Annotated in this window: 18 protein-coding genes; 4 read left to right on the top strand and 14 right to left on the bottom strand. The window is 70.8% G+C overall.

Annotation, left to right across the window (positions count from 1 at the left end; genetic code table 11):
- Positions 1 to 263: 263 nt before the first annotated feature.
- From ACFWGN_RS13650 to ACFWGN_RS13630, 5 genes are all read right to left on the bottom strand, one after another.
- Positions 264 to 3,266 (bottom strand): VanW family protein, encoded by a 3,003-nt coding sequence (locus tag ACFWGN_RS13650; protein WP_377617492.1) that lies wholly within the window; start codon positions 3,264 to 3,266, stop codon positions 264 to 266.
- An 83-nt stretch (positions 3,267 to 3,349) separates the two neighbouring features.
- The gene (locus ACFWGN_RS13645) at positions 3,350 to 3,820 is read right to left on the bottom strand and encodes a DUF6113 family protein (protein WP_377617491.1); all 471 of its coding nucleotides are present in this window, start codon (positions 3,818 to 3,820) and stop codon (positions 3,350 to 3,352) included.
- A complete protein-coding gene (locus ACFWGN_RS13640) occupies positions 3,817 to 4,938 on the bottom strand; it encodes a PIG-L family deacetylase (protein ID WP_377617489.1) in 1,122 nt (373 codons plus the stop codon). Before ACFWGN_RS13640 ends, ACFWGN_RS13645 begins: the two co-directional genes overlap by 4 nt.
- A 99-nt stretch (positions 4,939 to 5,037) precedes the next feature.
- Positions 5,038 to 6,948 carry a translational GTPase TypA gene (gene typA, locus ACFWGN_RS13635; protein WP_377617488.1) on the bottom strand — a complete coding sequence of 637 codons (1,911 nt, stop codon included), beginning with the start codon at positions 6,946 to 6,948 and terminating at the stop codon, positions 5,038 to 5,040.
- Between the two features lie 248 nt (positions 6,949 to 7,196).
- Entirely contained in the window at positions 7,197 to 9,020 is a 1,824-nt protein-coding gene (locus tag ACFWGN_RS13630; protein ID WP_377617487.1) for an ABC transporter ATP-binding protein, read from the bottom strand.
- 71 nt (positions 9,021 to 9,091) lie between these two features.
- Here ACFWGN_RS13630 and ACFWGN_RS13625 point away from each other — a divergent pair, with 71 nt between their 5' ends.
- Positions 9,092 to 9,673 (top strand): hypothetical protein, encoded by a 582-nt coding sequence (locus ACFWGN_RS13625; protein WP_377617485.1) that lies wholly within the window; start codon positions 9,092 to 9,094, stop codon positions 9,671 to 9,673.
- Positions 9,674 to 9,696: 23 nt separating this feature from the next.
- Here the strand turns inward: ACFWGN_RS13625 and ACFWGN_RS13620 are convergent, their stop codons facing one another.
- From ACFWGN_RS13620 to ACFWGN_RS13590, 7 genes are all read right to left on the bottom strand, one after another.
- Positions 9,697 to 10,752 (bottom strand): ABC transporter permease, encoded by a 1,056-nt coding sequence (locus tag ACFWGN_RS13620; RefSeq protein ID WP_377617483.1) that lies wholly within the window; start codon positions 10,750 to 10,752, stop codon positions 9,697 to 9,699.
- Positions 10,749 to 12,275: an ABC transporter permease gene (locus tag ACFWGN_RS13615; protein WP_377617481.1), complete on the bottom strand. Its 1,527-nt coding sequence runs from the start codon at positions 12,273 to 12,275 to the stop codon at positions 10,749 to 10,751. Before ACFWGN_RS13615 ends, ACFWGN_RS13620 begins: the two co-directional genes overlap by 4 nt.
- A 259-nt stretch (positions 12,276 to 12,534) precedes the next feature.
- Entirely contained in the window at positions 12,535 to 14,382 is a 1,848-nt protein-coding gene (locus ACFWGN_RS13610) for an ABC transporter family substrate-binding protein (protein WP_377617480.1), read from the bottom strand.
- A gap of 384 nt (positions 14,383 to 14,766) precedes the next feature.
- Entirely contained in the window at positions 14,767 to 15,138 is a 372-nt protein-coding gene (locus ACFWGN_RS13605) for a zinc ribbon domain-containing protein YjdM (RefSeq protein ID WP_377617478.1), read from the bottom strand.
- Between the two features lie 186 nt (positions 15,139 to 15,324).
- Positions 15,325 to 16,410 carry a redox-regulated ATPase YchF gene (ychF, locus tag ACFWGN_RS13600; protein WP_030152107.1) on the bottom strand — a complete coding sequence of 362 codons (1,086 nt, stop codon included), beginning with the start codon at positions 16,408 to 16,410 and terminating at the stop codon, positions 15,325 to 15,327.
- Positions 16,411 to 16,546: 136 nt separating this feature from the next.
- Positions 16,547 to 18,133 carry a hypothetical protein gene (locus ACFWGN_RS13595; protein ID WP_377617477.1) on the bottom strand — a complete coding sequence of 529 codons (1,587 nt, stop codon included), beginning with the start codon at positions 18,131 to 18,133 and terminating at the stop codon, positions 16,547 to 16,549.
- Positions 18,115 to 19,005 (bottom strand): ABC transporter ATP-binding protein, encoded by an 891-nt coding sequence (locus tag ACFWGN_RS13590; RefSeq protein WP_377617476.1) that lies wholly within the window; start codon positions 19,003 to 19,005, stop codon positions 18,115 to 18,117. The genes ACFWGN_RS13595 and ACFWGN_RS13590 overlap by 19 nt, the downstream gene beginning before the upstream one ends.
- Before the next feature lie 132 nt (positions 19,006 to 19,137).
- On the opposite strand from ACFWGN_RS13590, the gene rmuC reads away from it, so the two are divergent.
- Positions 19,138 to 20,748 carry a DNA recombination protein RmuC gene (rmuC, locus tag ACFWGN_RS13585; protein WP_377617475.1) on the top strand — a complete coding sequence of 537 codons (1,611 nt, stop codon included), beginning with the start codon at positions 19,138 to 19,140 and terminating at the stop codon, positions 20,746 to 20,748.
- Positions 20,749 to 20,873: 125 nt separating this feature from the next.
- On the opposite strand, the gene ACFWGN_RS13580 is transcribed toward rmuC, so the two are convergent.
- A complete protein-coding gene (locus tag ACFWGN_RS13580; RefSeq protein ID WP_377617473.1) occupies positions 20,874 to 21,893 on the bottom strand; it encodes a 4-hydroxy-3-methylbut-2-enyl diphosphate reductase in 1,020 nt (339 codons plus the stop codon).
- A 151-nt stretch (positions 21,894 to 22,044) separates the two neighbouring features.
- Between ACFWGN_RS13580 and xseA the strand changes: the two genes are divergently transcribed.
- Together xseA and ACFWGN_RS13570 are read left to right on the top strand one after the other, a co-directional pair.
- Positions 22,045 to 23,298 carry an exodeoxyribonuclease VII large subunit gene (gene xseA / locus ACFWGN_RS13575; protein WP_377617471.1) on the top strand — a complete coding sequence of 418 codons (1,254 nt, stop codon included), beginning with the start codon at positions 22,045 to 22,047 and terminating at the stop codon, positions 23,296 to 23,298.
- 86 nt (positions 23,299 to 23,384) lie between these two features.
- Entirely contained in the window at positions 23,385 to 23,660 is a 276-nt protein-coding gene (locus ACFWGN_RS13570) for an exodeoxyribonuclease VII small subunit (protein ID WP_377617470.1), read from the top strand.
- Positions 23,661 to 23,670: 10 nt separating this feature from the next.
- Here ACFWGN_RS13570 and ACFWGN_RS13565 read toward each other — a convergent pair whose 3' ends face one another.
- Entirely contained in the window at positions 23,671 to 24,942 is a 1,272-nt protein-coding gene (locus tag ACFWGN_RS13565; RefSeq protein ID WP_191803381.1) for an ABC transporter ATP-binding protein, read from the bottom strand.
- Between the last annotated feature and the right edge of the window lie 76 nt (positions 24,943 to 25,018).

Below are 25,018 nucleotides of genomic sequence, written 5' to 3'. Positions count from 1 at the left end.
CTGCGCGAGCGCAGCGCGGGTCAGCGTCCGCCGAGCAGTCTAGCCGCGAGGGCACGTCCCGGCCGCGGACGCAGGGCTCCGTGAGACGTCCCGGGCCACCGGTGACGCCCCGACCTTCCAGGCAGCGGCGAGTGCCGCGCCGAGCGCGACGGAGCGGGCCGCGACCTTCCGGTCACGACCCGCTCCGTGGTACTACCGGGCGCCTCGCCGACGCCCGACGCCGACCTGCTGGCTCCTGGTCGGAGGAACAGCTGGTCAGCAGGTCACGGCGCGCACACGACCTGGTTGTCCGGCTTGTACGTCCACGTGTTCTTCTCGTCCTTGACGACCTTGCCGTCGAGCAGGACCTTGCGGGGCGTCGTGATCGTGAACCCGGGGTTGCCCTTGGGCTGCGGCACGCAGTCGGCGCCCGAGTGCGTCACGGTCGTCGGCTGGACGACGTTGCGCTTCTCGCCCTCGCTCGTCTGCACCTCGTAGTACTTGGTGCTCCAGATCGCGACGTGCAGCTCACCGCCGCCGACCCAGGACTGCATGAGGACGCCGTAGGGGGTGTCGTTCTTGAACTTCATGTCGATCGAGCCGACGAAGATGGTCGCCTCGCGCCCCGCCGGGTAGCGGCTGAACCAGTAGCTGTGCTGACGGTGCTCGACGTCGTCGAGGCCCGCGAAGAACCCGGCGTTGTACGTCGTGGTGGCCATCTGCGACAGACCGCCTCCGATCCCGTCGACGTGCTTGCCGTCCTGGACGATGCCGGCCGAGAAGTAGCCCCCGGCCTTGGTGATCGGCGACAGCGTCTCCGTCAGCGAGAACGTCTCGCCCGGCAGCACGAGAGTCCCGTTGACCTTGCTCGCCCCGACGCGCAGGTTCTCGGTGCGCTGGGCGTCGTTGGTCAGGGGCGTCGAGAACTCGGAGACCTTCTCCTTGACGCCGAGCGCCTCGAGCGCGGCGACCGACTGAGCCGGGTCCGACTCGACGAGCTCGACGGTCGCCGTCCGCTCCGTCCCCGTCCCCGCAGTGGCGACCGCGGCGCTGAGGGCCGCGGGATCGATCGTCGTGCCGGGCGCCCCGCCCTCGATCACCGGGGCGCCGTTGACGAAGACGAACTTGGCGTCGGCCGCCGCGTTGAGCAGGTCGTCCGTCCCGTCGACCACCGCATCGAGGAGCGTCGCCCCGTCGAGCGTGAGCTGGAGCGAGCCGTCCGCCGCGTTGAATGCCGCAGCCTCTGCCAGCACGTCCGGGCTCAGCTCGGCACGCTGGCCCCCGACCTCGACCGTGACCGGCGCCGAGACCAGCGTCGTGGCCTGCGCGAGCGCCGCGTCCGTCTCCGCCTGGGTGATGGCCGGAGCGATCGGGTCGGTCGGCAGGTCGAGCGGCTGCGCGGCAGTGAGCCACGACGACTCGATGATCGTGGTGGCCTCGTCCGCGACGACCTCGGCGCCGTCGAGCGCCGGCGTGGCGGTGGGCTGCCCGTCGGTGAACACGACCGAACCGTCGACGGGCTCGACGTTGAGGCTCGCCTCGACCTCCGCGACCTGGGCTGCGAGCTTGGTCTTGTCGACCGTCGTGACGGGCAGCTCCTCCTCGCCGCCGAAGAGCTGCTTCCACAGCTGGACGGGGCTCATGGAGAAGGACGTCAGCTCGTCGGCCGTGGCCTGGGCGTCGAACGCGAGGCCTGCGGCCGCGGGGTCGAGGGTCGTCGTCGCCTCACCGGCCTGGAGCGTGATCGGCTCCTTCGCGCGTCCCCCGAGCCCCTTCTCGAGCGCCGACACGGCCGAGGTCCGGTCGAGGCCGCCGACCTCGACCCCCGCCACCGTGGTCTCGGGCGGCACCTTGTCCGAGTAGAACCACTGGGCACCCGTGTAGAGGCCGGCGAGCACGACGACGCCGATGCCCGCCCACAGGGCGACCTTGGGCAGTCGGCTCGGTGCCTTGTCACCGGACAGGCCCGCGAGGGGCGAGTCGTCGGCCGGCGGCTCCGCTCCGGCGGGGGCCGAAACCCCCACGGGCGTGAACGCCGAGGTGACAGAGGTTCGCGCGGGAGCGGCGGGTGCGGGGGTCGCCGCAGCGCCCGACGTCGCCGCGCTCGTCCACGCAGACGTCGCCGGGGCGAAGGGGGAAGCGGGCGCCGCGGAGGCCGCGACCGGGGTTGCGGGAACCTCGGGGGCGCCCGGCAGGGGCGCGAGAACCTGGGTCGCCTGGGCGTCCGGGACCGGGAGGGCCTCCACGGGCGGCAGGACCTCGGTCACGGCGTTGGTCGGGACCTCGGTGGGAGCCGGCTCGACGGGAGCCGGCTCGGCCGCCACCGGACCCGCGGGCTCAGCGCGCGCGGGCTCGACGAGAACGGGCTCGACGGGAGCCGGCTCGGCCGCCACCGGACCTGCGGGCTCAGCGGGAGCGGGCTCGGCGAGAGCGGGCTCGGCGGGAGCGGGCTCGGCCGCCACCGGACGTGCGGGCTCAGCGGGAGCGGGCTCGACGGGAGCCGGCTCGGTGGGAGCCGGCTCGGCGGGAGCCGGCTCGGCGGGAGCCGGCTCGGCGGGAGCCGGCTCGGCGGGAGCGTCCGCCTGCTCGAACGCGAAGACCCGAGGAGAGTAGGGCACGTCGTCGTCATCGTCGAACGACGGGCCGTGAGCAGCTGCCGCGGGCTCGGTGTCCGCGACGGGAGCGGCAGTCGGCGCGGGTGCGCTCACCGGCTCGACCGCAACAGGGGCGTGCTCGACCGGCGCCGCTTCGACAGGAGCGGGGAGCTCGGCATCGGCCACGGTCTCTGCCGACTCGACTGATGCAGGCTCGACCGGTGCCGGGGCCTCTCCCGAAGGAGCATCTGCGGCTGCGGGCGCGGTCGCCTCGGCGACCGGCGCGGGCTCGGCAGGTACAGCCGGTGCCGTCGCGGAGGTGACCACCGCGTCCGAGTCGACCGGCAGAACGTCCGCGCCGGATTCGACCGTGACGTCATCTGTGCCGAGCGTCTCGGCGGGCGGCTCAGGCGAAGACACCGTGTCCGCGGCAGGCACTGCCGCATCCTCGGCAGGCGTCGGCACGGGCTGCGTGTCCAGAGACCCGCCCTCGACCGGAGCCGACTCCTCCGCAGGCTCGACGACCTCCTGGTCAGAGACGGCGCGCCCGGCCACGGGGGCCGGGCTCGTCGGGGCGTCGGCCGCGTCGGGCGCTGCCGCTGCGGCGGACGGGGTGCCTGGCTCCACAGGAGTCGCAGTCCCGTCGCTCAGGCTCGGGTCGGGCGCGTTCTCACGCTCGGTCGGGTGTCCCATCGACTGTCTCCGTGATGATGTGGGTGCGCGGTCGAGCCGCGACGAAAGAGTGGGGGATGCGGGCAGCCCGCACGGGGGCAATTCTATGCGTCTGTACCGAAGTGTCCGGTGGGTGTTCCGGGTGAAGATCCGGTGGCGATCTGCGGCTGCGGCGACTCGTCGCTCGTGCGGGCGACGGCACGCACGGGTCGGTCGCTGAACCAGGACGTGGGGAGGAAGGCCGCGGCCGCTACGAGCAGCATCCCGCCGTAGACCCACACGAGCCCGACGGTCTGGTTGGGTACGAGCAGGTCACCACCTGGCCCGCGCATCGACAGGACCTGGACGGCGACGACCCATCCGATCGCGAACCCGACGATCCCGGCGTACCCGGCCCAGGCCCGCGCGAGCGTCCCCGCGGCGAGCACCGCGAGCAGCGCGACGACGACCCCCACGGGAAGGAGGTGGTCCGTCACCACGACACGGTGCATGACCGTGCCGACGACGCCCACGACGAGGCCGAGCAGCACGCACAGCAGCGCGTGCGTCAGGCGACGGGTTCCGGTCTTCTTCACGACGTCCACGCTACTGGTCCTGTCTGATCATTTCCCGTGAACGTGCGAGAGGCTCCCGCAGACTCCGAGGTCACCGTGTAGAACTCGCGTGAAGGAAGGGCAGCGAGGACGTCGTTGCTCAGCGCGTACCACCCGAGGACCTCACCCGCAGCGCTCTGACCCCGCTCCCCCGCCGGGGCTCCGTCGCCGTGCCGCACCGCGACGCCGACGTGCTGCACCTGGGTCACGTGCGCACGCAGTGCGCCGACCACGGCACCGAGCACCGGCTCGACCTCGACCACGACGACCTCCTCGAGACCGTTCTTGGCCACGGGGGGCAGCGGCTCCTCGGGGTCGGGCAGCGTGAGCTCGGGATGCTCGGCGCGCAGCGCCGCGACCCCCGGCAGGACGGCCAGCTCACGTCGAGCTGCTCGCGCGACCTCGGCGGGCACCACGGACTGCCACAGCGCGGGCTCGTGACCCGCCGACGGGTCTCCTGCGCGCGCACCGCCCAGCCGGACGACCTCGGGGTCCGGGGCTCCGCCGTCGGGCAGCGCGGAACCCTGCTCCCGGGCGAGCTCGATCGCGCGGACCGTGATCTCGTGCGCCCGCACGTGGTCCGGATGGCCGTAGCCGCCCGACGGCTCGTACGTCACCACGACGCGCGGGCGCCGCTCGCGCAGCACGCGCGCGAGGCGGCGCGCCGCCTCGTCGAGCGGGACGCCGACGAGCGCTCCCTCGGGGAGGTCCGCCTCGGCCGCGGCCCGGGCGATGCCCGGCGCGGCCCACGCCATGCCCGAGTCGCGGAAGGAACGCTCACCGACCTGGCCCGGCGAGCGGCCGGGCCCGCCGTCCTCGACCTGGTCGAGGAACACGTGGTCGGACACGCCCAGGCTCGCCAGCGCCGCGGCCAGCTCACCCTCGCGGTGCGCCGCGAGAGCCGGGCCGTCGCCCTCGAGGTGCGCCAGCTCCGCGCCGATGACCTCGCCCTGCTCGCCGCGCGTGCACGTCACGAGCGTCACCGGCTCGCCCGCCGCCGCCCACGTCGCCAGCAGCGCGCCGGTCGCGAGGGTCTCGTCGTCGGGGTGCGCGTGCACGGCGAGCAGCCCACCACGGGGCTGGACCGGCTCGAGCCTCATTCGTCCTCCAGAGGTGCAGGTAGAGCGGAGCCCGCACCGCCGGTCACGAGGACCAGCGGCACGGGCTGCGTGCTCAGCGGTTGTGCAGTCCTGACGAGATCAGGACTTCTTGGCGCGGGAGAACGCGCGGGCGCGCTCGGTCTGGTCGAGGATGACCTTGCGGATGCGCACGACCTCGGGGGTGACCTCGACGCACTCGTCCTCGCGGGCGAACTCGAGCGACTCCTCGAGCGTCAGGTGCTTCGGAGGGGTGAGGTTCTCGAACGTGTCGCTCGACGCGGCACGCATGTTCGTGAGCTTCTTCTCCTTGGTGATGTTGACGTCCATGTCCTCGTTGCGCGAGTTCTCACCGACGATCATGCCCTCGTAGACCTCCTGCGTGGGGTCGACGAAGAAGGAGCCGCGCTCCTGCAGGTTGATCATCGCGAACGGCGTCACGACGCCCGCACGGTCAGCGACGAGCGAACCGTTCACACGGGTCTCGATGGGGCCCGCCCACGGCTCGTAGCCCTCGGCGATCGAGGACGCGATGCCCGTGCCGCGCGTGTCCGTGAGGAAGCGCGTACGGAAGCCGATGAGCCCGCGAGCCGGGACGACGAACTCCATGCGGACCCAGCCCGTGCCGTGGTTCGACATGGTCTCCATGCGGCCCTTGCGCTGCGCGAGGAGCTGCGTGACGTTGCCCAGGTACTCCTCGGGCACGTCGATCGTCATGCGCTCCATGGGCTCGTGGCGCTTGCCGTCGATCTGCTTGGTGACGACCTGCGGCTTGCCGACGGTCAGCTCGAAGCCCTCGCGGCGCATCTGCTCGACCAGGATGGCGAGCGCGAGCTCTCCACGGCCCTGGACCTCCCAGGCGTCCGGACGCTCGGTCGGCAGGACGCGCAGCGACACGTTGCCGATGAGCTCCTTGTCGAGACGGTCCTTGACCTGGCGGGCCGTGACCTTGTGGCCCTTGCCGCCCTTGCCCGCGAGCGGGGAGGTGTTGATACCGATCGTCATCGAGATCGCCGGGTCGTCGACCGTGATGAGCGGCAGCGGACGCGGGTCGTCGGGGTCCGTGAGGGTCTCACCGATGGTGATCTCCTCGATGCCGGCGACGGCCACGATCTCGCCCGGGCCCGCAGAGTCCGTGGGCACACGGGTGAGCGCCTTGGTCTCGAGGAGCTCGGTGATCTTGACGTTCTGCATGGTGCCGTCGGCACGGGCCCACGCCACGGTCTGGCCCTTGTGGATGGTGCCGTTGAAGATGCGCAGCAGCGCGAGGCGGCCGAGGAACGGCGACGCGTCGAGGTTGGTGACGTGAGCCTGGAGCGGCGCACCCTCCTCGTACGTGGGGGCCGGGATCTTGTCGAGGATGACCTTGAACAGGGGCTCGAGGTCCTCGCTGTCCGGGACCGAGCCGTCGGCCGGCTGGACCGTCGAGGCGCGTCCGACCTTGGCCGCGGCGTAGACCACGGGCATGTCGAGGATCGCGTCGAGGTCGAGGTCGGGGACCTCGTCCGCGAGGTCGCTCGCGAGACCGAGCAGCAGGTCGGTCGCCTCGGCGACGACCTCCTCGATGCGCGAGTCGGGGCGGTCGGTCTTGTTGACCACGAGGATCACGGGGAGCTTGGCGACGAGCGCCTTGCGGAGCACGAAGCGCGTCTGGGGCAGCGGGCCCTCCGACGCGTCGACCAGGAGCACGACACCGTCGACCATGGACAGGCCGCGCTCGACCTCACCACCGAAGTCGGCGTGGCCCGGGGTGTCGATCACGTTGATCGTGATGCCCTCCGGGTGCCCCGCCTCGACTGCCGCCGGACCGGCGTAGTGCACGGCGGTGTTCTTCGCGAGGATCGTGATGCCCTTCTCGCGCTCCAGGTCACCGGAGTCCATGGCCCGCTCGTCGACGTGCGCGTGAGCGCCGAAGGCGCCGGACTGGTGCAGCATCGCGTCGACCAGGGTCGTCTTGCCGTGGTCGACGTGGGCGACGATCGCCACGTTGCGCAGGTCAGAGCGCACAGACATACAGAACTCATTTCGGGAGAGGAGCAAGCGACGGAGGTTTCCGCCCCGGAGTTGGTGGCCAGCAGACGGGCGCCGCCCGCGCAGAGCACGCGCGCGCCGTCGTCCGGGCACGGCTATCTTACCGGGTGCAGGCCAGTGCGTGGAGGGGGTGCTCCGTCACACCCCGCTCCCCTGCCCTCAGACGCGAGATGCCCGACGACGGCGCGTGCCGTCGTCGGGCATCTCACCCGTGCTGTGCGCGAGTCCGGTCAGACCGGCTGCTGCGGGATGCGGTCCCCCTCGAGGTCCTCGCGGTCGTCGTCCTGCGTACGCGCCAGAGCACCGAGCTCCTTGCGCTCGTCGCGCGCCAGGTCGTTCTTGGACGCGTCGAGCAGGGCGTCACGCACCTCACGACGCCGACGCTGCTCGGCAGGGTCCGGGACCGGCACCGCAGCGAGCAGGCGCTGCGTGTACGGGTCCACCGGGGCGTGGACGATCTGCTCGGTCGTCCCGACCTCGACCAGCTTGCCCTGGTGCATGACCGCGACGTGGTCCGAGAGCATCTCGACGACCGCGAGGTCGTGCGAGATGAACAGGCACGCGAACCCGTGCTCGCGCTGCAGGTCCTGGAAGAGGTCGAGCACGCGGGCCTGGACCGAGACGTCGAGGGCCGACGTCGGCTCGTCCGCGACCAGCAGCTTGGGCTCGAGCGAGAGCGCACGGGCGATGCCCACGCGCTGACGCTGGCCGCCCGAGAGCTCGTGCGGATACCTGTTGCGCATGGCCCTGGGCAGCTCGACCTGGTCCAGCAGCCGCTCGACCTCGGCGCTCAACGCCTTGCCCCTGATGCCCTTGTGGAGCATGAGCGGCTCGCCGATCGACTCGCCGATGGGCAGGCGCGGGTTCAGGGACGAACCCGGGTCCTGGAAGACGATGCCGACCTCCTTGCGGAGCGGACGCAGCGCCTTCGGGGAGACCCCGACCATGTTCATGTCGCCGACGCGCAGCGCGCCACCCGTCACGGGCAGCAGCCCGACGACGGCACGACCGATGGTCGTCTTGCCCGAGCCGGACTCGCCCACCAGGCCGAGCACCTCGCCCTTGCGGATCGAGAAGCTCACCTGGTCGACGGCGCGGAAGGCCTTCTGCCGACGACGGGCCGGGTACTCGATGATCATGTCGGTCGCCTCGAGGACGACGTCCTTGTCCACGACCGGTGCCGCGACGGGCGCGCGGTCCGTGACGGACTCGACCCCGGTCTTGGACGTCCCCAGGTGCGGGACGGCGTCCAGCAGACGACGCGTGTACGGGTCCTTCGGCGCGCCGAAGACCTCGGCCGCGGTCCCCCGCTCGACGACGTGGCCGTCCTTCATGACCATCATGGTGTCGGCCATGTCGGCCACCACGCCCATGTCGTGCGTGATGAGGATGATCGCGGCGTCGACCCGGTGGCGCAGGTCGCGGAGCAGGCGCAGGATCTCCGCCTGGACCGTGACGTCGAGCGCGGTCGTCGGCTCGTCGGCGACCAGGAGCTTGGGGTCGCAGGCGAGCGCCTGGGCGATCATGGCGCGCTGGCGCTGACCGCCCGAGAGCTGGTGCGGGTACGCGTCGAAGCGACGCTCGGGCTCGGGGATGTCCACGAGACGGAGCAGCTCGATCGCGCGCTTCTTGGCCTCCGAGGGGCCGACCGTGAAGTGCGTGCGGATCGTCTCGACGATCTGGAATCCGACCGTGTAGACGGGGTTGAGCGCGGTCATGGGCTCCTGGAAGATCATCGAGATCTCCCGCCCACGGATGTTGCGCAGACCGCCCTGCGTCAGACCGATGAGCTCGCGGTCGCCCAGCTTGGCGCTGCCGCGTGCGCGCCCGTTCGAGGGCAGCAGGCCCAGCAGCGCGAGCGAGGACTGGGACTTGCCCGAGCCCGACTCGCCCACGATCGCCAGGACCTCGCCCGCGTACAGGTCGTAGCTGATGTCGGTCGCCGCCGGGTACCAGACCCCGTCGACGTAGAAGTCCACGCCCAGGTCGCGCACCGAGAGCACGGGGCTCCCCGTGGGCGTGAACTGAGGCACGGATGATGTGTCGATGGCCACGATGATCAGTGTCCTTCCAGCAGGTGGGAGACCTGGCGCTCGTGGCGCCTCATCTCTGGGAACATGGGGCCATGGGTCCCACGAAGGTCTTCTTCTCGATGTACGGCCGAGTGCTCACCGTGGCGGTGGGCGTGGTCGGCGTCATGCTCTGCGCCGCGATCTGGACGTCCGACGGCGCGGCCGCCGGACTGCGCACGCTGCCTGGCGTGGCGCTGGTGACCTGGGCGGTCGCCATGCTGTTCTGGCTGCCACGCGTCGAGGTGTCCGACGGCGGGATCGACGTGCACAACGTGGTGCGCAGCGTGCACGTCCCGTGGCCCGCGTTCGAGGGCGCCGAGACGCGCTGGTCGCTCGAGGTGAGCTACCGCGGCGGCACGGTGTCCGCCTGGGCAGCGCCCCGGTCGAGCGGCAGCGCCCGTTGGCTGCGCACCCGCCGTGACGGCACCCAGCGCGGCGGCGGCACGGCTGCCGCGACGGCCGAGACCGTCGCGGCAGCCGTGGCCGAGCGCCACGCGGCCCTCGTCGCGGCGGGCTACCTCGATGCCCGCCGCGACGGCACGCCCGGCGCCAGCACCCGGTGGAACGTCCGCCAGCTCGCCGTGCTCGGCGCTCTGGTGGCCGCGACGATCGTGGTCACGACCGTCGGAGGGTGACCCGACGCGCCGTGGCGCGCAGGTCACGGGGTGCTCGGTTCCGCAGCGGCACCCGTGCCGTCGGTCGGGCGCGTCGAGGGCAGCGGACGCTCGATGCGGCGCGCACGCGCCATCTTGCGCAACGAGGGGATCCGCTTCTGACGCGGGTCGAACGCGTCGCGCAGACCGTCACCGATGAAGTTCACGCACAGCGCGATCGACACGATGAAGGCACCCGGCCACCAGAACAGCCAGGGGCGTGAGGCGAACGCCTGCTGGTAGTCGTTGATCAGCAGACCCAGCGAGATGGACGGCGACTTGATGCCGACCCCGAGGTAGCTGAGCGACGTCTCCAGCAGGATCGCCGAGCTCAGCAGCAGCGTCGTGTTGACGATGATGACGCCGACCGCGTTGGGCAGCATGTGCTTGAAGATGATGCGCGTGTTGCTCGCGCCCGCGACGCGTGCTGCGTCGACGAACTCGCGCTCACGCAGCGAGAGGAACTCGCCACGCACCAGACGGGCCAGCGGCGGCCAGAGGATCAGCCCGAGGAAGGCACCGAACACCGCGGCGTTGTTGCCACCCGACATCAGACCCAGGACGGCGCCCAGGACGATCACGGGCATCGTGATGATGAGGTCCGTGAAACGCATCAGGAGCGAGTCCGTCGCGCCTCGGAAGAAGCCCGAGAGCGCCCCGACGACGATGCCCATGACGGTCGCGATGAGGCCGACCGAGAACATGATGATGAGCGACGTCTGCGTACCGCGCATGACGCGGGCGAAGATGTCACGACCGGCCTCGTCCTGACCGAAGGGGTGCACCGAGCTCGGAGCACCACCGTTGACCAGAGGGTTGGTCGCTCCCTGGCCGGACGGGACGAAGTTCCACCAGCCGGTCCACGAACCGAAGCCGACCGAGGTGACCGCGAGGATCGTGATCAGCGCGAGGACGACGACCGAGATGACCGCGCCCTTGTGCCGGAGGAACCGCCGGCGGACGATCTGGTTCTGCGAGAGCCCCTCGACCTCCTTGAGCTCGATCTGGTTCTCGACGTTCGGGTCGAACGTGGAATCTTGAGGAGAAATGGCGTTGCTCATGCGTTCACCCGGATCCGCGGGTCGAGGGCTGCGTAGATCAGATCAGCCACGATGTTGGCGATGATGGCGAGGGCCGCCACGATGACGAGGTACGCCATCACTGGATCGACCTCAGCACCCTGCAAGGAGTCGATGAACAGGGTGCCCATGCCCGGACGGGCGAAGACCTTCTCGGTGATGATCGCGCCACCGAGGAGCGTGATGACGTCGATCGGGACGATCGTCGCGAGCGGGATCAGCGTGTTGCGGAACCCGTGGCGCATGATGACCGTCCGCTCCGGCAGGCCCTTGGCCCGCGCGGTGCGGATGTAGTCCTGGCTCATCACCTCGAGCATGCTCGACCGCGAGTAGCGGGTGTAGCCGGCGAACTGGATGAGGACCAGCGCGATCGTCGGCAGGAGAAGGTGCGTGAAGCTGTCCAGGGTCCCGACCCAGAAGTTGCCTCCGAGGTTCGGGGTGGCGTCGCCGATGGTCGCGAGCGGCCGGCCGTTGATCGCCGGAGCCTTGAGGTAGGCGGGCCAGATCGACATGACCTTGTCCACGAAGATCATGGACGCCACGAGGAACGCCGTGATCGCAGCGCTGCGCGCGGAGATTCCTCGGTCCGGTCCTCCCCAGAGGTAGCCGATGGCGATGCCGACGGCGACCGTCAGGATCGCGAGGCCACCGACGAGGGCCCAGCTGTCGACCGCACGGAGCACGGACCTCAGCGGGTAGTAGAGCGCGAGCCCCAGCGCCACGGTCGACAGTGCGGCGCCCAGGGCGCGGCGGTTCTGCAGGCCGGCCGTGAGCGCGGTGATGGCGAAGGCGAGCGCCGTACCGGTGATGAGGATGATGACGGGGCCGAGGTTCGGCTGGAGCCACCAGTTGGAGAGCTGGAGGTAGTAGAGCGCGCCGACGGTGACCAGGAAGGCGCTGCCGAACGTGATGAGCCGCTTGCGGGCCGTCCCGCCGAAGGCGAGCATCCAGGCCGTCCCTGCCAGGGCACCGGCGACCGCTATCACGAGCGGGCTCAGCGACGGATCCTTGAGGAAGTCGTTGAAGCCGATAGCACCCCACTGCTTGAGCAGCACGGCGACCCAGAAGGCCGGGAGCGAGTAGAGCACGAAGGACAGGAAGATCGTGATGTAGTCGAACGAGCTGTACTGGCGCAGCGCGCTCACGATGCCGATCATCACGCCGAGGATGATCGCGATGACGGTCGCTGCGGCGACGAGCTGGATCGTGGAGGCGACGGCCCCCTGGAGCAGGCTCGAGACGGGCTGACCAGAACGCCAGCCGACGCCGAAGTCGCCGGTCACGAAGTCACCGAGCCACTTGAAGTAGCGGATCACCGGGTGCGTGTTGAGATCGAGGATCTCGGTGCGCTCGGCGATCCTCTGCGCCTTGACCGCGCCGTCCGTCAGCGACTCGAGGTCTTCGAAGGGCCTGATCGACTTGCTCACGAGCAGGTACATGGCGAACGTCGACACGAGCAGGGTTCCCAACCCTGCCAGCAGACGCCGCGAGATGAAAGAGAACATTGGAGGGCATACCTCGCTGAAACTAGGGACCCAGGTTAGGGCCGGGCAAGTCTACGCGCGGGTAGCGCGAGGAGACGTTCAGCCGGCGCGAGGTGAGGGTCATGGTGGACTCCTGCCGCACAACCCACGACGAGGACACCGGTGATCGAATCGACCGGTGCCCTCGTCGTGCGACGCGCCGAGCACGGGCCGGCACCAGGCGTGGGCCTGGTGCCGACCGGGGGCTTGGCCCCGTGCTCAGGAACGGATGGGCTCGACGCTACGCGCCGAGCTCCCAGTTCCAGAAGCCGTAGAAGATCGTCGGGCTGATGGTGATCGCGTCGACGCCCTTCAGGTTCTCGTTCCAGCCCTGGATCGCGGGGAACTGGAAGATCGTGGTGCCGAAGGCGTCGGCCCACAGGTTCTTCTCGACCTCGAGCTGCAGAGCGAACTGCTCGTCGGGGTCGGTCGAGACCTGGAGCTGGTCGAGCGCAGCGTCGACGGCCGCGTTCGAGTAGAAGCCGTAGTTGTTCAGACCACGCTCGGGCGAGTAGCGGAAGTTGGCGTCCGACTCGGTGACGGCGGTCGAGGTCGACTGCCACCCGAAGAGCGATGCGTCGTACTCCTGCTGGCCGGTGCCGAGGAGCGTGCCCCACGTAGCGGCCGGACGGCCGGTGTCGACGATCTCGAAGCCGGCCTGCGAGGCGGTGTCGGTGATGAGCGCGACCTGGTTCACGCGGCGCGCGTTCTCGTTGTTGTACGCGAAGCGGACCTTGACGGGGGTGGTCACGCCGGCCTCGGCGAGCAGCGCCTTGGCCTTCTCGACGTCACCCGCGGCCGGGTAGAAGTCCGAGCCGTTCTCGGCGACCATCTTGTCGTAGTTGGGCGAGCCCGGGATGAGGATCTGCGAGTTGCGGACCTCGGCGTCAGGGTTCAGCGGGACGATCAGGTTGTCGACGATCGTCTGGCGCGGGATGGAGAGGAGGAACGCCTGGCGGACCTTCTTGGCCTTCTCCGCGTCGCCGCCGTAGGTCGCGGGGCTGAAGGGGCCACCGTTCTCGAAGACCAGGTCGACGTGCTCGAACGTGCCCTCGACGCTGTTGTTGGTCTCGATCGCGGGCAGGGCCTCGAGGGCGCTGCGCACGTCTGCCGAGGCCTGCGGGCCGATGAGGTCGACCTCACCGTTCTGCAGCGCCTGGACCTGGGCCATCGGGTCGTCGATGTAACGAACCGTGATGGTCTCGACCGAGGCCTTGTTCTTGCCCTTGAAGTCGGGGTTCGCCTTGAGCGTCAGGTACTGGTTCTCCTCGTACGCGTCGAGGAGGTAGGCACCGTTCGAGAGCACGAGGGACTTGTCCTCGGGCATCTTGGTCATCTCGAAGCCGGAGTTCCAGAAGGTCGCGATGGGCGACAGCTTGGCGACGTCGGCGTTCAGGATGGCGTCACGCAGAGCGTCCTTGGCCTCCTGCGGGTCCGCGATGTCGAGCGTCTTCTGGGCGACGACGTGCGCCGGGACGAACTGGTTGGTGAAGTTCAGGGCCCAGTCACCGAACGGCTTGTCGTACACGAAGGTGATCGACTTGCCGTCTTCGCTGATCTCCGGGACCGCGCTGATGAGCGAGGCGCCGGGGGTCGTGCCGTCGAAGTAGACACCGGCGTCCAGGGCGGCCTGGTTCGTGACGTTGCCCTCCTCGTCGGTCTCGGGCTGGACGTTGTTGAACTTGGCGGAGGTGCCGGCCCACTGGAGCAGGATGTCCGTCGCGTCGAACGCCGTGCCGTCGGACCACTTGGTGTCGTCGGCAACCGTGTACTTGACCGTCAGCGGGTCGTCGGAGACCTTCTCGTACGTACCGAACGAGGTGTCCTCGACCAGGTTGAGGTTCTCGTCGTAGTAGTTGAAGCCCGAGTTCAGCATGTAGCCGATCACGGCGTTCTGCGTCGCGTTGCCGTTCGTCGAGCTGAGGTTGAGCTCGTTGAGCGGGGCTTCCCAGGCCACGGTGACCGCGGACTCCTGGTTGATGCCTGCGTCGTCAGTTTCCGCCTCGTTGGCCGTGCCACCGCATGCGGTCAGCACCAACGCGACCGAGGCCACGGCCGCGGTAACGGCACTTGTGCGCCTGATGTTCAATGTTCCTCCTCAAGGGGATGGCGACTCCCTTGCCCCGAAGGAACGCGCGGGGTGACCCGCGGGGCGTCCCTCGGCGGCATCGTCAGGGAAGCCCACCATGGTTTGGGGCAACGGTACCGACCAAGATGGGCGACTTCACCCGGTTGCACCATTCGGGCAACCGATCGTTACCGAGTTGATACTGGCCGGTACGGTCCTGTTTCCGTCTTGATACCGGGAGAAACCGGTACGTAACAACCCGGACACAAGGAACGGAGACCTGCCTCGTCTCACGATACGGCTTTCGTTGTCCCACGAACCGTGAGTGTGACCGGTCTCTCGGAGGCGTCGGTCACGTCCCGTTGCTGAACAGACCGGGACGCGAACCACGGTCGGCTGCCCGGATCAGACGGCCTTCTTCACCACGCTCGACTTCAGCTGCATCTGCCCGAAGCCCGGCACCTTCGCGTCGATGTCGTGGTCACCCACGCCGTCGGAGATCAGTCGGATGCCACGCACCTTGGTGCCGACCTTGACGACCCCACCGCCCGCGCCCTTGACCTTGAGGTCCTTGACGATCGTGACGTCGTCGCCGTCCTCCAGCGGATTGCCGACGGCATCCTTCACGACACGTGCGTCCGACGGCCCAGCGTGGTCGGTGCCGTCGAAGCTTCCGGGCGACCACTCGTGGCCGCACATCGGGCACACCAGCAGCGCACCGGACTCGTACGTGAAGTCGCTCGCGCACGAGGGGCACGGGGGCAGCTGATCAGACATCGAACCTCCAGGTCGTCGTGTGTCGGGGAACCGGCCTCGAGCCGGTCCTCGTTCCCGTCAAGGTGCGGCACGTCGGATCATGCGGGACGAGCCGGCTCCAGTCCCACCCGATCGACGGGACGAGCGCGCTGACGGCAGCTCGTCTTCGTCGAGATGGCGCCCGACCCGGGTCGGGCGCCCGCGCGACTACACGTTGAAGCGGAACTCCACGACGTCGCCGTCGACCATGACGTAGTCCTTGCCCTCGATGCGGGCCTTGCCCGCCGCACGAGCAGCCGCGACCGAGCCGGTCTCGACGAGGTCGTCGAACGAGATGACCTCGGCCTTGATGAAGCCGCGCTCGAAGTCGGTGTGGATGACGCCCGCAGCCTGCGGCGCGGTCCAGCCCTTGCGGATGGTCCAGGCGCGCGACTCCTTGGGCCCGGCGGTCAGGTACGTCTGCAGGCCGAGCGTGTCGAAGCCGACGCGAGCGAGCTGGTCGAGCCCCGACTCCTCCTGGCCCGTCTCGGCGAGCATCTCGGCCGCTTCCTCGGGCTCCAGCTCGGCGAGCTCGGACTCGAACTTGGCGTCCAGGAAGATCGCCTGGGCCGGCGCGACGAGCGCGCGCAGCTCGTCCTTGCGGGCCTCGTCCACGAGCCCCGCGTCGTCGGTGTTGAAGACGTAGATGAACGGCTTGGCCGTCATGAGCTGCAGGCTCGCGATCTCGGCCAGGTCCAGGCCCGCGGCAGCAGCGCCCTGGAAGAGCGTGATGCCCTGCTCGAGCAGCGACTGGGCCTTCTGCGCGGCCGCGACGAGGACGGGGTCGCCCTTCTTGATCTTGACTTCCTTCTCGAGGCGCGGCAGCGCCTTCTCGAGGGTCTGGAGGTCCGCGAGGATCAGCTCGGTGCTGATGGTCTCGATGTCGTCCGCGGAGTCCGTGGACCCCTCGACGCGGATCACGTCGGGGTCGTCGAACGCGCGGGTCACCTGGCAGATCGCGTCCGCCTCGCGGATGTTCGCGAGGAACTTGTTGCCGAGGCCCTCGCCCTCGCTCGCGCCCTTGACGATGCCCGCGATGTCCACGAACGAGACCGTCGCGGGCAGGATGCGCTCGCTGCCGAAGATCTCCGCGAGCTTGTTCAGCCGGGGGTCCGGGAGGGACACCACGCCGACGTTCGGCTCGATCGTCGCGAACGGGTAGTTCGCGGCGAGGACCTGGTTGCGCGTCAGGGCGTTGAAGAGGGTGGACTTGCCGACGTTGGGCAGGCCGACGATGCCGATTGTAAGAGCCACGGGGCCTGAGTCTACGGGAGCCGCGCCCCGGCCCGCTCGCGCGCTCGGTGGCCCGCAGCCCGACGGCGCCGCCCACCCGGGTGGGCCCGTGCAGGACTGCACGTGCGCACCCGGGCGAGAGGCGGCGTCGGGCCTGCTACTTGTAGCTCATGACCTGCTGGAGCAGCTCCGGTCCCCGCTGGTCCACCAGACGCCCGCCCCAGCGCATGCCCAGCACCAGGAAGAGCCCGCCGAGACCGATGCCCACGACCAGCGCGAGCCAGCCCCACACCGCGTCGCCCGTCAGGACGTTCGTGAGCGCCAGGGCCGCCGCGGGCAGGGACAGCGCGAGGAGCACGAGCATCGTGATCATCTGCGCGAACATGGTCGCCATCGCGGCCCCCTGGGGCGACTTGAAGGGGCTGTCCCCCGGCTTGGGCACCGGGTAGAGGAGCCGCGCCGAAACCACGCTCGAGACCCCGAGCCCCGTCGCGAGCACGCCCAGGCTCAGCCCGACCGTGGCGACCAGCAGGTCCCAGCGCCCCGTGAACGCGACCGAGACGACCGCGAAGATCGTCACGACCGGGACCCCCAGCACCGCGGCCGCGAGCACACGGCCCGCGCGGTCCGCGAAGCCCGTGACCCCGGACGAGAGCTGCGTCCAGAAGGCGGTGTGGTCGTAGGCGATGTCCGCCGAGATCGCGAACCCGAACGTGAACGCCGTGAGCGGCCCGAGCACGAGCATGAGCTCGCGGAACCCGTCGCCGCCGTCGATCCCCATGCTCGACCCGACGAACCACAGCAGGACCGGGAGCAGCGGGACGACCGCGATGGACCCCGAGTAGCGCGGGTCGCGGAACCAGTACGTCAGGCAGCGCGCCGCGACGGCCCCGACCGGGGTCGCCGGGAAGCGGTCGAACCAGCCCAGGCCCTTGGACTTGCCCGCGCTCGCGCCGCCGCGCGGGGCGACGAGCGCCTTGGCGAGCGCGCGGTCCCACACGACCCACGCCAGCGCGACCACGACCACGGCGATCGCGAGCCGGGCGAGCGCGAGTCCCCAGGCGCCGTCCGCGACCGCGGACGCGACGGCCCACGGTGCTCCGAAAGGCGTCCAGCCCAGGACGTCCGCGATGACCGGCAGGACGTCCTGGCCGCGGGCGATCGCCGCGGTCGCCCAGCCGATGATCGGGCCGGCGAGCATGAGCGGCACGAACGCCGCGATCGACAGGACCTCGCGGTAGCGGCGCGAGTCGAGCAGCGGCGCGAGCGCCGTCGTGGTCGCGCGCGACCCCACGACGCACATCGCGACCGCGAGCAGCCCGCCCACGACCGCGGCGAGGGCCGCGACGGGAGAGCGCCACCACGCGAGCGTGGTGCCGAGCGAGACCAGGAGCGTCACGACACCCGGGATCCCGACGAGCCCTGCGACTGCGAGGCCCGCCAGGAGCTGGCGCTGGGGCACCGCGAACGTCACGAAGCGCTGCGGGTCGAGCGTGGCGTCCACGCCGAACGCGAACAGCGGCACGACCCACCACGCGATGACCACGACCGAGCCGACGATCGTCACGATCTGGCCCGCGGTCTCCGGGGCCGTGGTGCCCAGGACCGCGAGCCCGATCAGCGCCATGGTCGCGATGCCGAGCCCGTAGAGGATGCCGAGGGCCAGCCCGATGGTCTGCCACACGCTCTTCTTGAGCGTGTTGCGCATGAGCGTGAGCTTGAGCCTTACGAGGTGCGCAACCACGACAGCCCCTCCGTGGTGTGACGGCCGCCGACGAGGTCGACGAAGCGGTCCTCGAGGCTCTGGCCCGCGCGCACCTCGTCCACGGTGCCCGCCGCGAGCACGTGCCCGCCCGCGATGACCGCGACGTGGTCGCACATGCGCTGGACCAGGTCCATGACGTGCGAGGACACGATCACGGTGCCGCCGCTCGCGACGTACCCGTTGAGGATCTCGCGGATGTTGGCCGCGGAGACCGGGTCGACGGCCTCGAACGGCTCGTCGAGCACGAGCAGGCTCGGCGCGTGGATGAGGGCCGAGGCGAGCGCGATCTTCTTGGTCATGCCCGCCGAGTAGTCGACGACGAACGTGTTCGCGTCGGCCGCCAGGCCCAGGGCCTCGAGCAGGTCCGCGGTGCGCTCGGCGACCGTCTGCCGGTCCATGCCGCGCAGCAGGCCCGCGTACGTGATCAGCTGGGCGCCCGTGAGGCGGTCGAACAGGCGCACGCCGTCGGGCAGGATGCCGAGCATGCGCTTGCCCTCGAGCGGGTTGGCCCACAGGTCCAGGCCGTGCACGTGGACCGTGCCGAAGTCGGGTCGCAGCAGGCCAGTGGCCATGGACAGCGCGGTCGTCTTGCCCGCGCCGTTGGGGCCGACGAGCCCGTAGAAGGATCCGGCCGGGACGTCGAGGTCGATCCCGGCCACGGCGATCTTCTCGCCGAACTTCTTCCACAGACCGCGCACCGAGAGCGCGGGGGCCGCGGGCCCCTGCGTCGACGGGGCCGGGGGCGCTGCGGGGGCGAGCACGGGGGCGGTCTCTGCCGGTGCGGTCGGCGCCTCGGGTGCGCCGGGGGTCGTGGGTGGGAACTGGTCGCGGGGCTCAGGGTCGTGGGCCATACGGACAAACGTAGCGGAGCAGGGCCGCTGCTCCCCCTGTGAAATGTCACGTCTTTCGAGGTGGGAGGTTCGCCCGCACGCCCGACGGCGTCGCTCACCCGTCCTGTCGGTGGCACCTGGCAGAGTGCGGGCATGGACAACGCCTTGCCGTGGTTGATGCTCGTCGTCGGGCTCCTCGTGGGTGCCCTCCTGGGGTGGTTCGCGCGGCGGTCCGCGCCGGACTCGGGGCGCGAGGAGATCGGCAGGCTCACGGGCCTGCTGTCCCAGGCGCAGCAGGAGGCCGCGCGCGGCGCGGGGCTCGCCGAGCGCCTCGCGGCCGAGCGCGAGGGGTTCGAGCGACAGCTCCGCACCGAGCGCGAGGGGTTCGGACGTCACCTCGCGGGCGTCGAGCGCGCAGCGGACGAACGGTTCGACATCGAGCGCGCCAACCACGAGCGAGCCATCGAGGAGCTGCGCGCGGGCTCCGAGAAGAGGCTCGGCGAGATCCGCGGCGACCAGGCGCGCCTCGAGGCGCAGTTCGAGGTCCTGGCCCGCAAGGCCCTCGCGACCAGCAGCGAGCAGTTCCTCACCCAGGCCGAGGAGCGCTTCAAGCGCAGCCAGCAGGTCGGCGAGTCCGAGCTGGCCAAGCGCGAGCAGGCGGTCCAGCAGCTCGTCGAGCCGCTGAGCAAGGCCCTCGACCAGGTCAAGGCCGAGGTCACGGCCGCCGAGCAGGCCCGCCGGGAGGCGCACGGCACGCTCACCGAGCAGGTGCGCAGCATGCGCCTCGACTCGGAAGCCCTGCGCTCGGAGACGGCCCAGCTCGTCACGGCCCTGCGATCCTCGCAGGTGCGCGGAGCCTGGGGCGAGCTCCAGCTGCGCCGCGTGGTCGAGGCCGCGGGCATGATCCCCCACGTCGACTTCATGGAGCAGGACCAGGTCAGCACCGACGACGGCGCGCTGCGCCCTGACATGGTGATCAGGCTCGCGGGCGGGAAGAACGTCGTCGTGGACGCCAAGGTCGCGTTCCTCGGCTACCTCGACGCCCAGCAGACCGCCGACCCCCGGGTGCGCGCCGAACGCCTGGCCGCGCACGCGCGCCACTTCCGCAAGCACATCGACGACCTGGCGGGCAAGAGGTACTGGGACCAGTTCAGCCCCGCGCCCGAGTTCGTGGTCATGTTCGTGCCCGCCGAGTCGTTCCTGTCGGCCGCGGTCGAGCAGGACCCCTCGATCCTCGAGTACGCGGTCGCCAAGAACGTCATCATCGCGGCCCCCATGACCATGATCGCGCTGCTGCGGACCGTCGCGTACGCGTGGCGCCAGGACGCCCTCGCGGCCAACGCCCAGCAGGTGCTGACGCTCGGCAAGGAGCTGCACGGGCGCCTCGCCGTCATGGGCAGCCACCTGGCCAAGCTGGGGAGGTCCATCCAGGGCGCCGCCGAGTCGTACAACAAGACCGTCGCCTCGCTCGAGACCCGCGTCCTCGTGAGCGCCCGCCGCTTCGCCGACCTCAACGTCGTCGACGAGGACCTCGAGACCCCCGCCCCGGCGAACCCGCAGCTCAGCGCCGTGAGCGCACCCGAGCTCCTCGCCTCGGTCAACGAGTCGGTCGTCGCGCTCGACGAGATCGGGAGCGCCTCGGGTGCGGGTGCGGCCCCCGGCTCACGCGGCGACGGCAGTGACGGTGTGCTCGACGCGGGCATGCTCGGGACCATCAACGGCCCCGGACGGCACGAGCGCGACCGCGGGGCCGACGCGTCCTGACGCACAGCACGGTCGGGGGTCTCGCCGCGAGGTGAGCGCCGTCGTCGGGCCGGACGACGAAGGCCCGCCCCCAGCAGGGGGGCGGGCCTTCGTGCGGCTGCTCGATGCAGACTGACGCGGACGGGTCAGACGGGCTCGACCGACAGCGACGTCCGGTTCTCGCGGCGCGGGCGGGCCGGGGCGTTGCCCGCGGCCTTGAGGTCCGCGCGCAACTCCTTGGGGAGCGAGAACATGAGGTCCTCGGTCGCGGTGCGCACCTCCTGCACCTCGCCGTAGCCACGCTCGGCCAGGTACGCGAGCACGTCGTTGACGAGGATCTCCGGGACCGAGGCCCCCGAGGTCACGCCGACCGTCGTGACGCCCTCGAGCCACGCCTCGTCCATCTCCTGCGCCCGGTCGATGCGGTACGAGGCGTCCGCGCCGGCGTTCAGGGCGACCTCGACGAGACGCACCGAGTTCGACGAGTTGGCCGAACCGACCACGATCACGAGCTCGCACTCGGGGGCGAGCTTCTTGACGGCGACCTGACGGTTCTGCGTCGCGTAGCAGATGTCGTCCGACGGCGGGTTCTGGAGCGTCGGGAACCGCTCACGGAGGCGGTCGACGGTCTCCATGGTCTCGTCGACCGACAGCGTCGTCTGCGAGATCCACACGACCTTGTCCGGGTCGCGGACCGTCACGTTCGCGGCGTCGTCGGGCGAGTTGACGATCTGGACGTGGTCCGGAGCCTCACCAGCCGTGCCCTCGACCTCCTCGTGACCCTCGTGCCCGATCAGCAGGATGTCGTAGTCGTCCGCCGCGAAGCGCACGGCCTCCTTGTGCACCTTGGTGACCAGGGGGCACGTCGCGTCGATCGTCTGGAGGTTGCGCTGCGCAGCGGCCTCGTGGACCGCGGGCGAGACGCCGTGGGCCGAGAACACGACGCGCGCGCCCTCGGGCACCTCGTCGGTCTCGTCGACGAACACCGCGCCCTTGTCGCTCAAGGACTCGACGACGTACTTGTTGTGGACGATCTCCTTGCGGACGTACACGGGGGCGCCGTAGTGCTCGAGCGCCTTCTCGACCGCGATCACGGCGCGGTCGACCCCCGCGCAGTAGCCGCGGGGGGCGGCGAGGAGGACACGCTTACCAGTCGGGGAAGTCACCCCACGAGTCTAGGCGACGGGCCTCCGGGGCCGGGCCGGGCCGGCGGCCCCGGGTGCGGTCCGGGCCAGGTCCTGGCAGCAACTCCACAGGATCCCCACGGGTCGGCGCGCACACAGCCCTCCTGTCAGTCCCATGAGGCAGTCTTGACCCGTGACCGACCGCCCCGCCAGCCCCGCCCCGCCGCCCGCGCTCCCCGCCCGGGCTCTCGACACGACCGCCGAGAACCCGTGGCCCGTCCGGCTGCTGTCGAGCAAGATCACGGCGTACATCGACAAGATGGCCCCCGTCTGGGTAGAGGGTCAGGTCGTCCAGCTCAACCGTCGGCCCGGCGCCTCGATGGCCTTCCTGACCCTGCGTGACACCGACGCCGACATGTCGCTCCCGGTCGCCGCCCTCGCCAAGGTCTTCGAGGCCGCGAGCACGCCGCTCACCGAGGGCGCGCACGTCGTCGTCCACGCCAAGCCGGTCTTCTGGCCCAAGCGCGGGTCGTTCCAGCTCCAGGCGAGCGAGGTGCGCACGGTCGGGATCGGCGAGCTCCTGGCCCGCATCGAGCACCTCAAGCGAGTCCTGGCCGCCGAAGGCCTGTTCGACGCGGACCGCAAGGTCCCGCTCCCCTTCCTTCCGGCGGTCGTCGGCCTGGTGTGCGGCCGCGAGTCCAAGGCCGAGCACGACGTCGTGGTCAACGCCCGCGCCCGCTGGCCCCAGGTGCGCTTCGAGATCCGCGAGGTCGCCGTCCAGGGCACGGGGGCCGTCGCGCAGGTGAGCGCCGCGATCGCCGAGCTCGACGCGCGCCCCGACGTCGACGTGATCGTGGTCGCACGCGGGGGCGGCGCGGTCGAGGACCTCCTGCCGTTCAGCAACGAGGCCCTGGTCCGGGCTGCGGCGGCCTGCCGCACCCCGCTCGTGAGCGCGATCGGCCACGAGACCGACACGCCGCTCCTGGACCTCGTCGCCGACTACCGCGCCTCGACCCCCACGGACGCCGCCAAGCGGATCGTGCCGGACGTGGGCGAGGAGCGCGCGCGCGTCCTGCAGGCCCGGTCCCGGATCCGCGCCGCGATCACGCACCAGCTCCAGCGCGAGCAGTCCCGTCTGGACAGCGCACGCTCACGTCCGGTGCTCGCAGCCCCCGAGACCATGATCTCGACGCGCGAGCAGCAGGTCCTCACCGCGAGGGACCGGGCCCGGCGCTCGCTCGACGCGGTCCTGCTGCGCGCGCACGGCGAGGTCGACCGGCTCGCGGCCCAGGTGCGCGCCCTGTCCCCCGCCTCGACGCTCGAGCGGGGCTACGCGGTCGTGCACGGCCCGGACGGCGCGATCGTCCGCTCCCCCGGCGACGTGAGCCCGGGCGACGCGCTGCACGTCCGCCTCGCCCAGGGCGCGATCGACGCCACCGTGCGCTGAGCCCATCCGGCCGCCCCCACAGCACCGCAGCAACACAGCACCGCAGCACCCCAGCCAACAGACCAGCCCCAGGAAGGCCCACCACCATGACCACCACCCCTCCCCACGCCGACGTCGCCGACCTCACCTACGAGCAGGCCCGCGACGAGCTGGTCCAGGTCGTGTCCCGCCTCGAGACCGGCGGCGAGCCGCTCGAGGCCTCGCTCGCCCTGTGGGAGCGTGGCGAGGCCCTCGCGGCCCGCTGCCAGCAGTGGCTCGACGGCGCGCGCGAGCGCCTCGCGTCAGCACGCGCCGCGGACGCCCCCGCCGCGGACGCCCCCGCCGCGGCGGGCGGTTCCTCCGAGGCGACCGAGGACGACTGACCGGGTCGCGTCAGGCGCTGGCCTTCTGGGACTGGGCGTCGGCCTGCGCCTGGGCGCGCTCGAGCGAGGCGCGCCGGTCCTCCTCGTTCTCCCGGTCGAGCCGGTCCACCTCGTCCTGGTCGTGCGTGAGGTTCTCCCCCGTCTCGGGGTCGAAGATCATCATCTTGTCGGGGTCGAACCAGAGCTCGGTCGTGTCACCGTCGCGCACGCGCGAGGCCGAGTTGAGCGCGACGACGAACTGGGTCCGCAGGCCCTCGCCGTCGAGCTCGCGGTCCAGCTCCTCGAGCTTCTCGGCGACCGACGCGTGCATCTCGAACGGCACGTACGCGTAGAGCTCGGCCCCGAGCCACTCGGTCACGTCGATCTGGGCGTCGAACGTGCGACCTCGGTCCTTCTTCGTCGGGTCGACGAGCCGGGCGTCCTCGAAGTGCTCCGGGCGCAGCCCCACGATGACCAGCTCGCGCTCCCCGACCGCGCTCACGATCCGCTCGGGCAGCTCGAACGTCCCGAACGGCAGCTCCATGCTGCTCCCGGAGACCTGCCCGGGCAGGAAGTTCATGGGCGGCGACCCGATGAACCCCGCGACGAACAGGTTGACGGGCTGCTCGTACAGGGCGCGCGGGCTCGCGAGCTGCTGCAGCTCGCCCTTGCGCAGCACCGCGACACGGTCCCCGAGCGTCATGGCCTCGGTCTGGTCGTGGGTCACGTACACGGTCGTGGTCGCGAGGCGCCGCTGGAGCCGGGCGATCTCGGTCCGCATCTGCCCGCGCAGCTTGGCGTCCAGGTTGGACAACGGCTCGTCGAACAGGAAGGCCTTGGCGTCTCGCACGATCGCCCGGCCCATCGCGACGCGCTGTCGCTGACCACCCGAGAGGTTGGCGGGCTTGCGGTCGAGGTGCTCGCGCAGCTCGAGGAGGTCGGCCGCGTACTCGACCTTCTCGCGGATCTCCGCGTCGCTGAACTTCCCCCTGGTCAGCCGCAAGGGGAACGCGATGTTCTCCCCGACGGTCAGGTGCGGGTACAGGGCGTAGTTCTGGAAGACCATCGCGAGGTCACGGTCGCGCGGCGCCTTCTCGTTGACACGCTGCCCGTCGATCATCAGGTCTCCCGAGGTGATGTCCTCGAGGCCGACGATCATGCGCAGCAGCGTCGACTTCCCGCAGCCCGACGGGCCGACGAGGATCACGAACTCGCCGTCGGCGATGTCGATGCTCACCCCGTTCACGGCGGGGAACCCGTCGCCGTACTTCTTGACGATGTCCTTGAGGGTGATCGACGCCATCAGCTCTCTCCTCGGTCGGGGGTCGGGCAGCGAAGGGTTCGGGCGCGTGCTGGTGGGAGGTGCCCGACGGCGTCGC

Source organism: Oerskovia sp. NPDC060338, assembly GCF_042726295.1.
In the GTDB taxonomy this organism is placed as follows: domain Bacteria; phylum Actinomycetota; class Actinomycetes; order Actinomycetales; family Cellulomonadaceae; genus Oerskovia; species Oerskovia merdavium.
The sequence above is the reverse complement of the archived record's forward strand: the minus strand, read 5'-3'. Positions and strand labels throughout refer to the sequence as shown.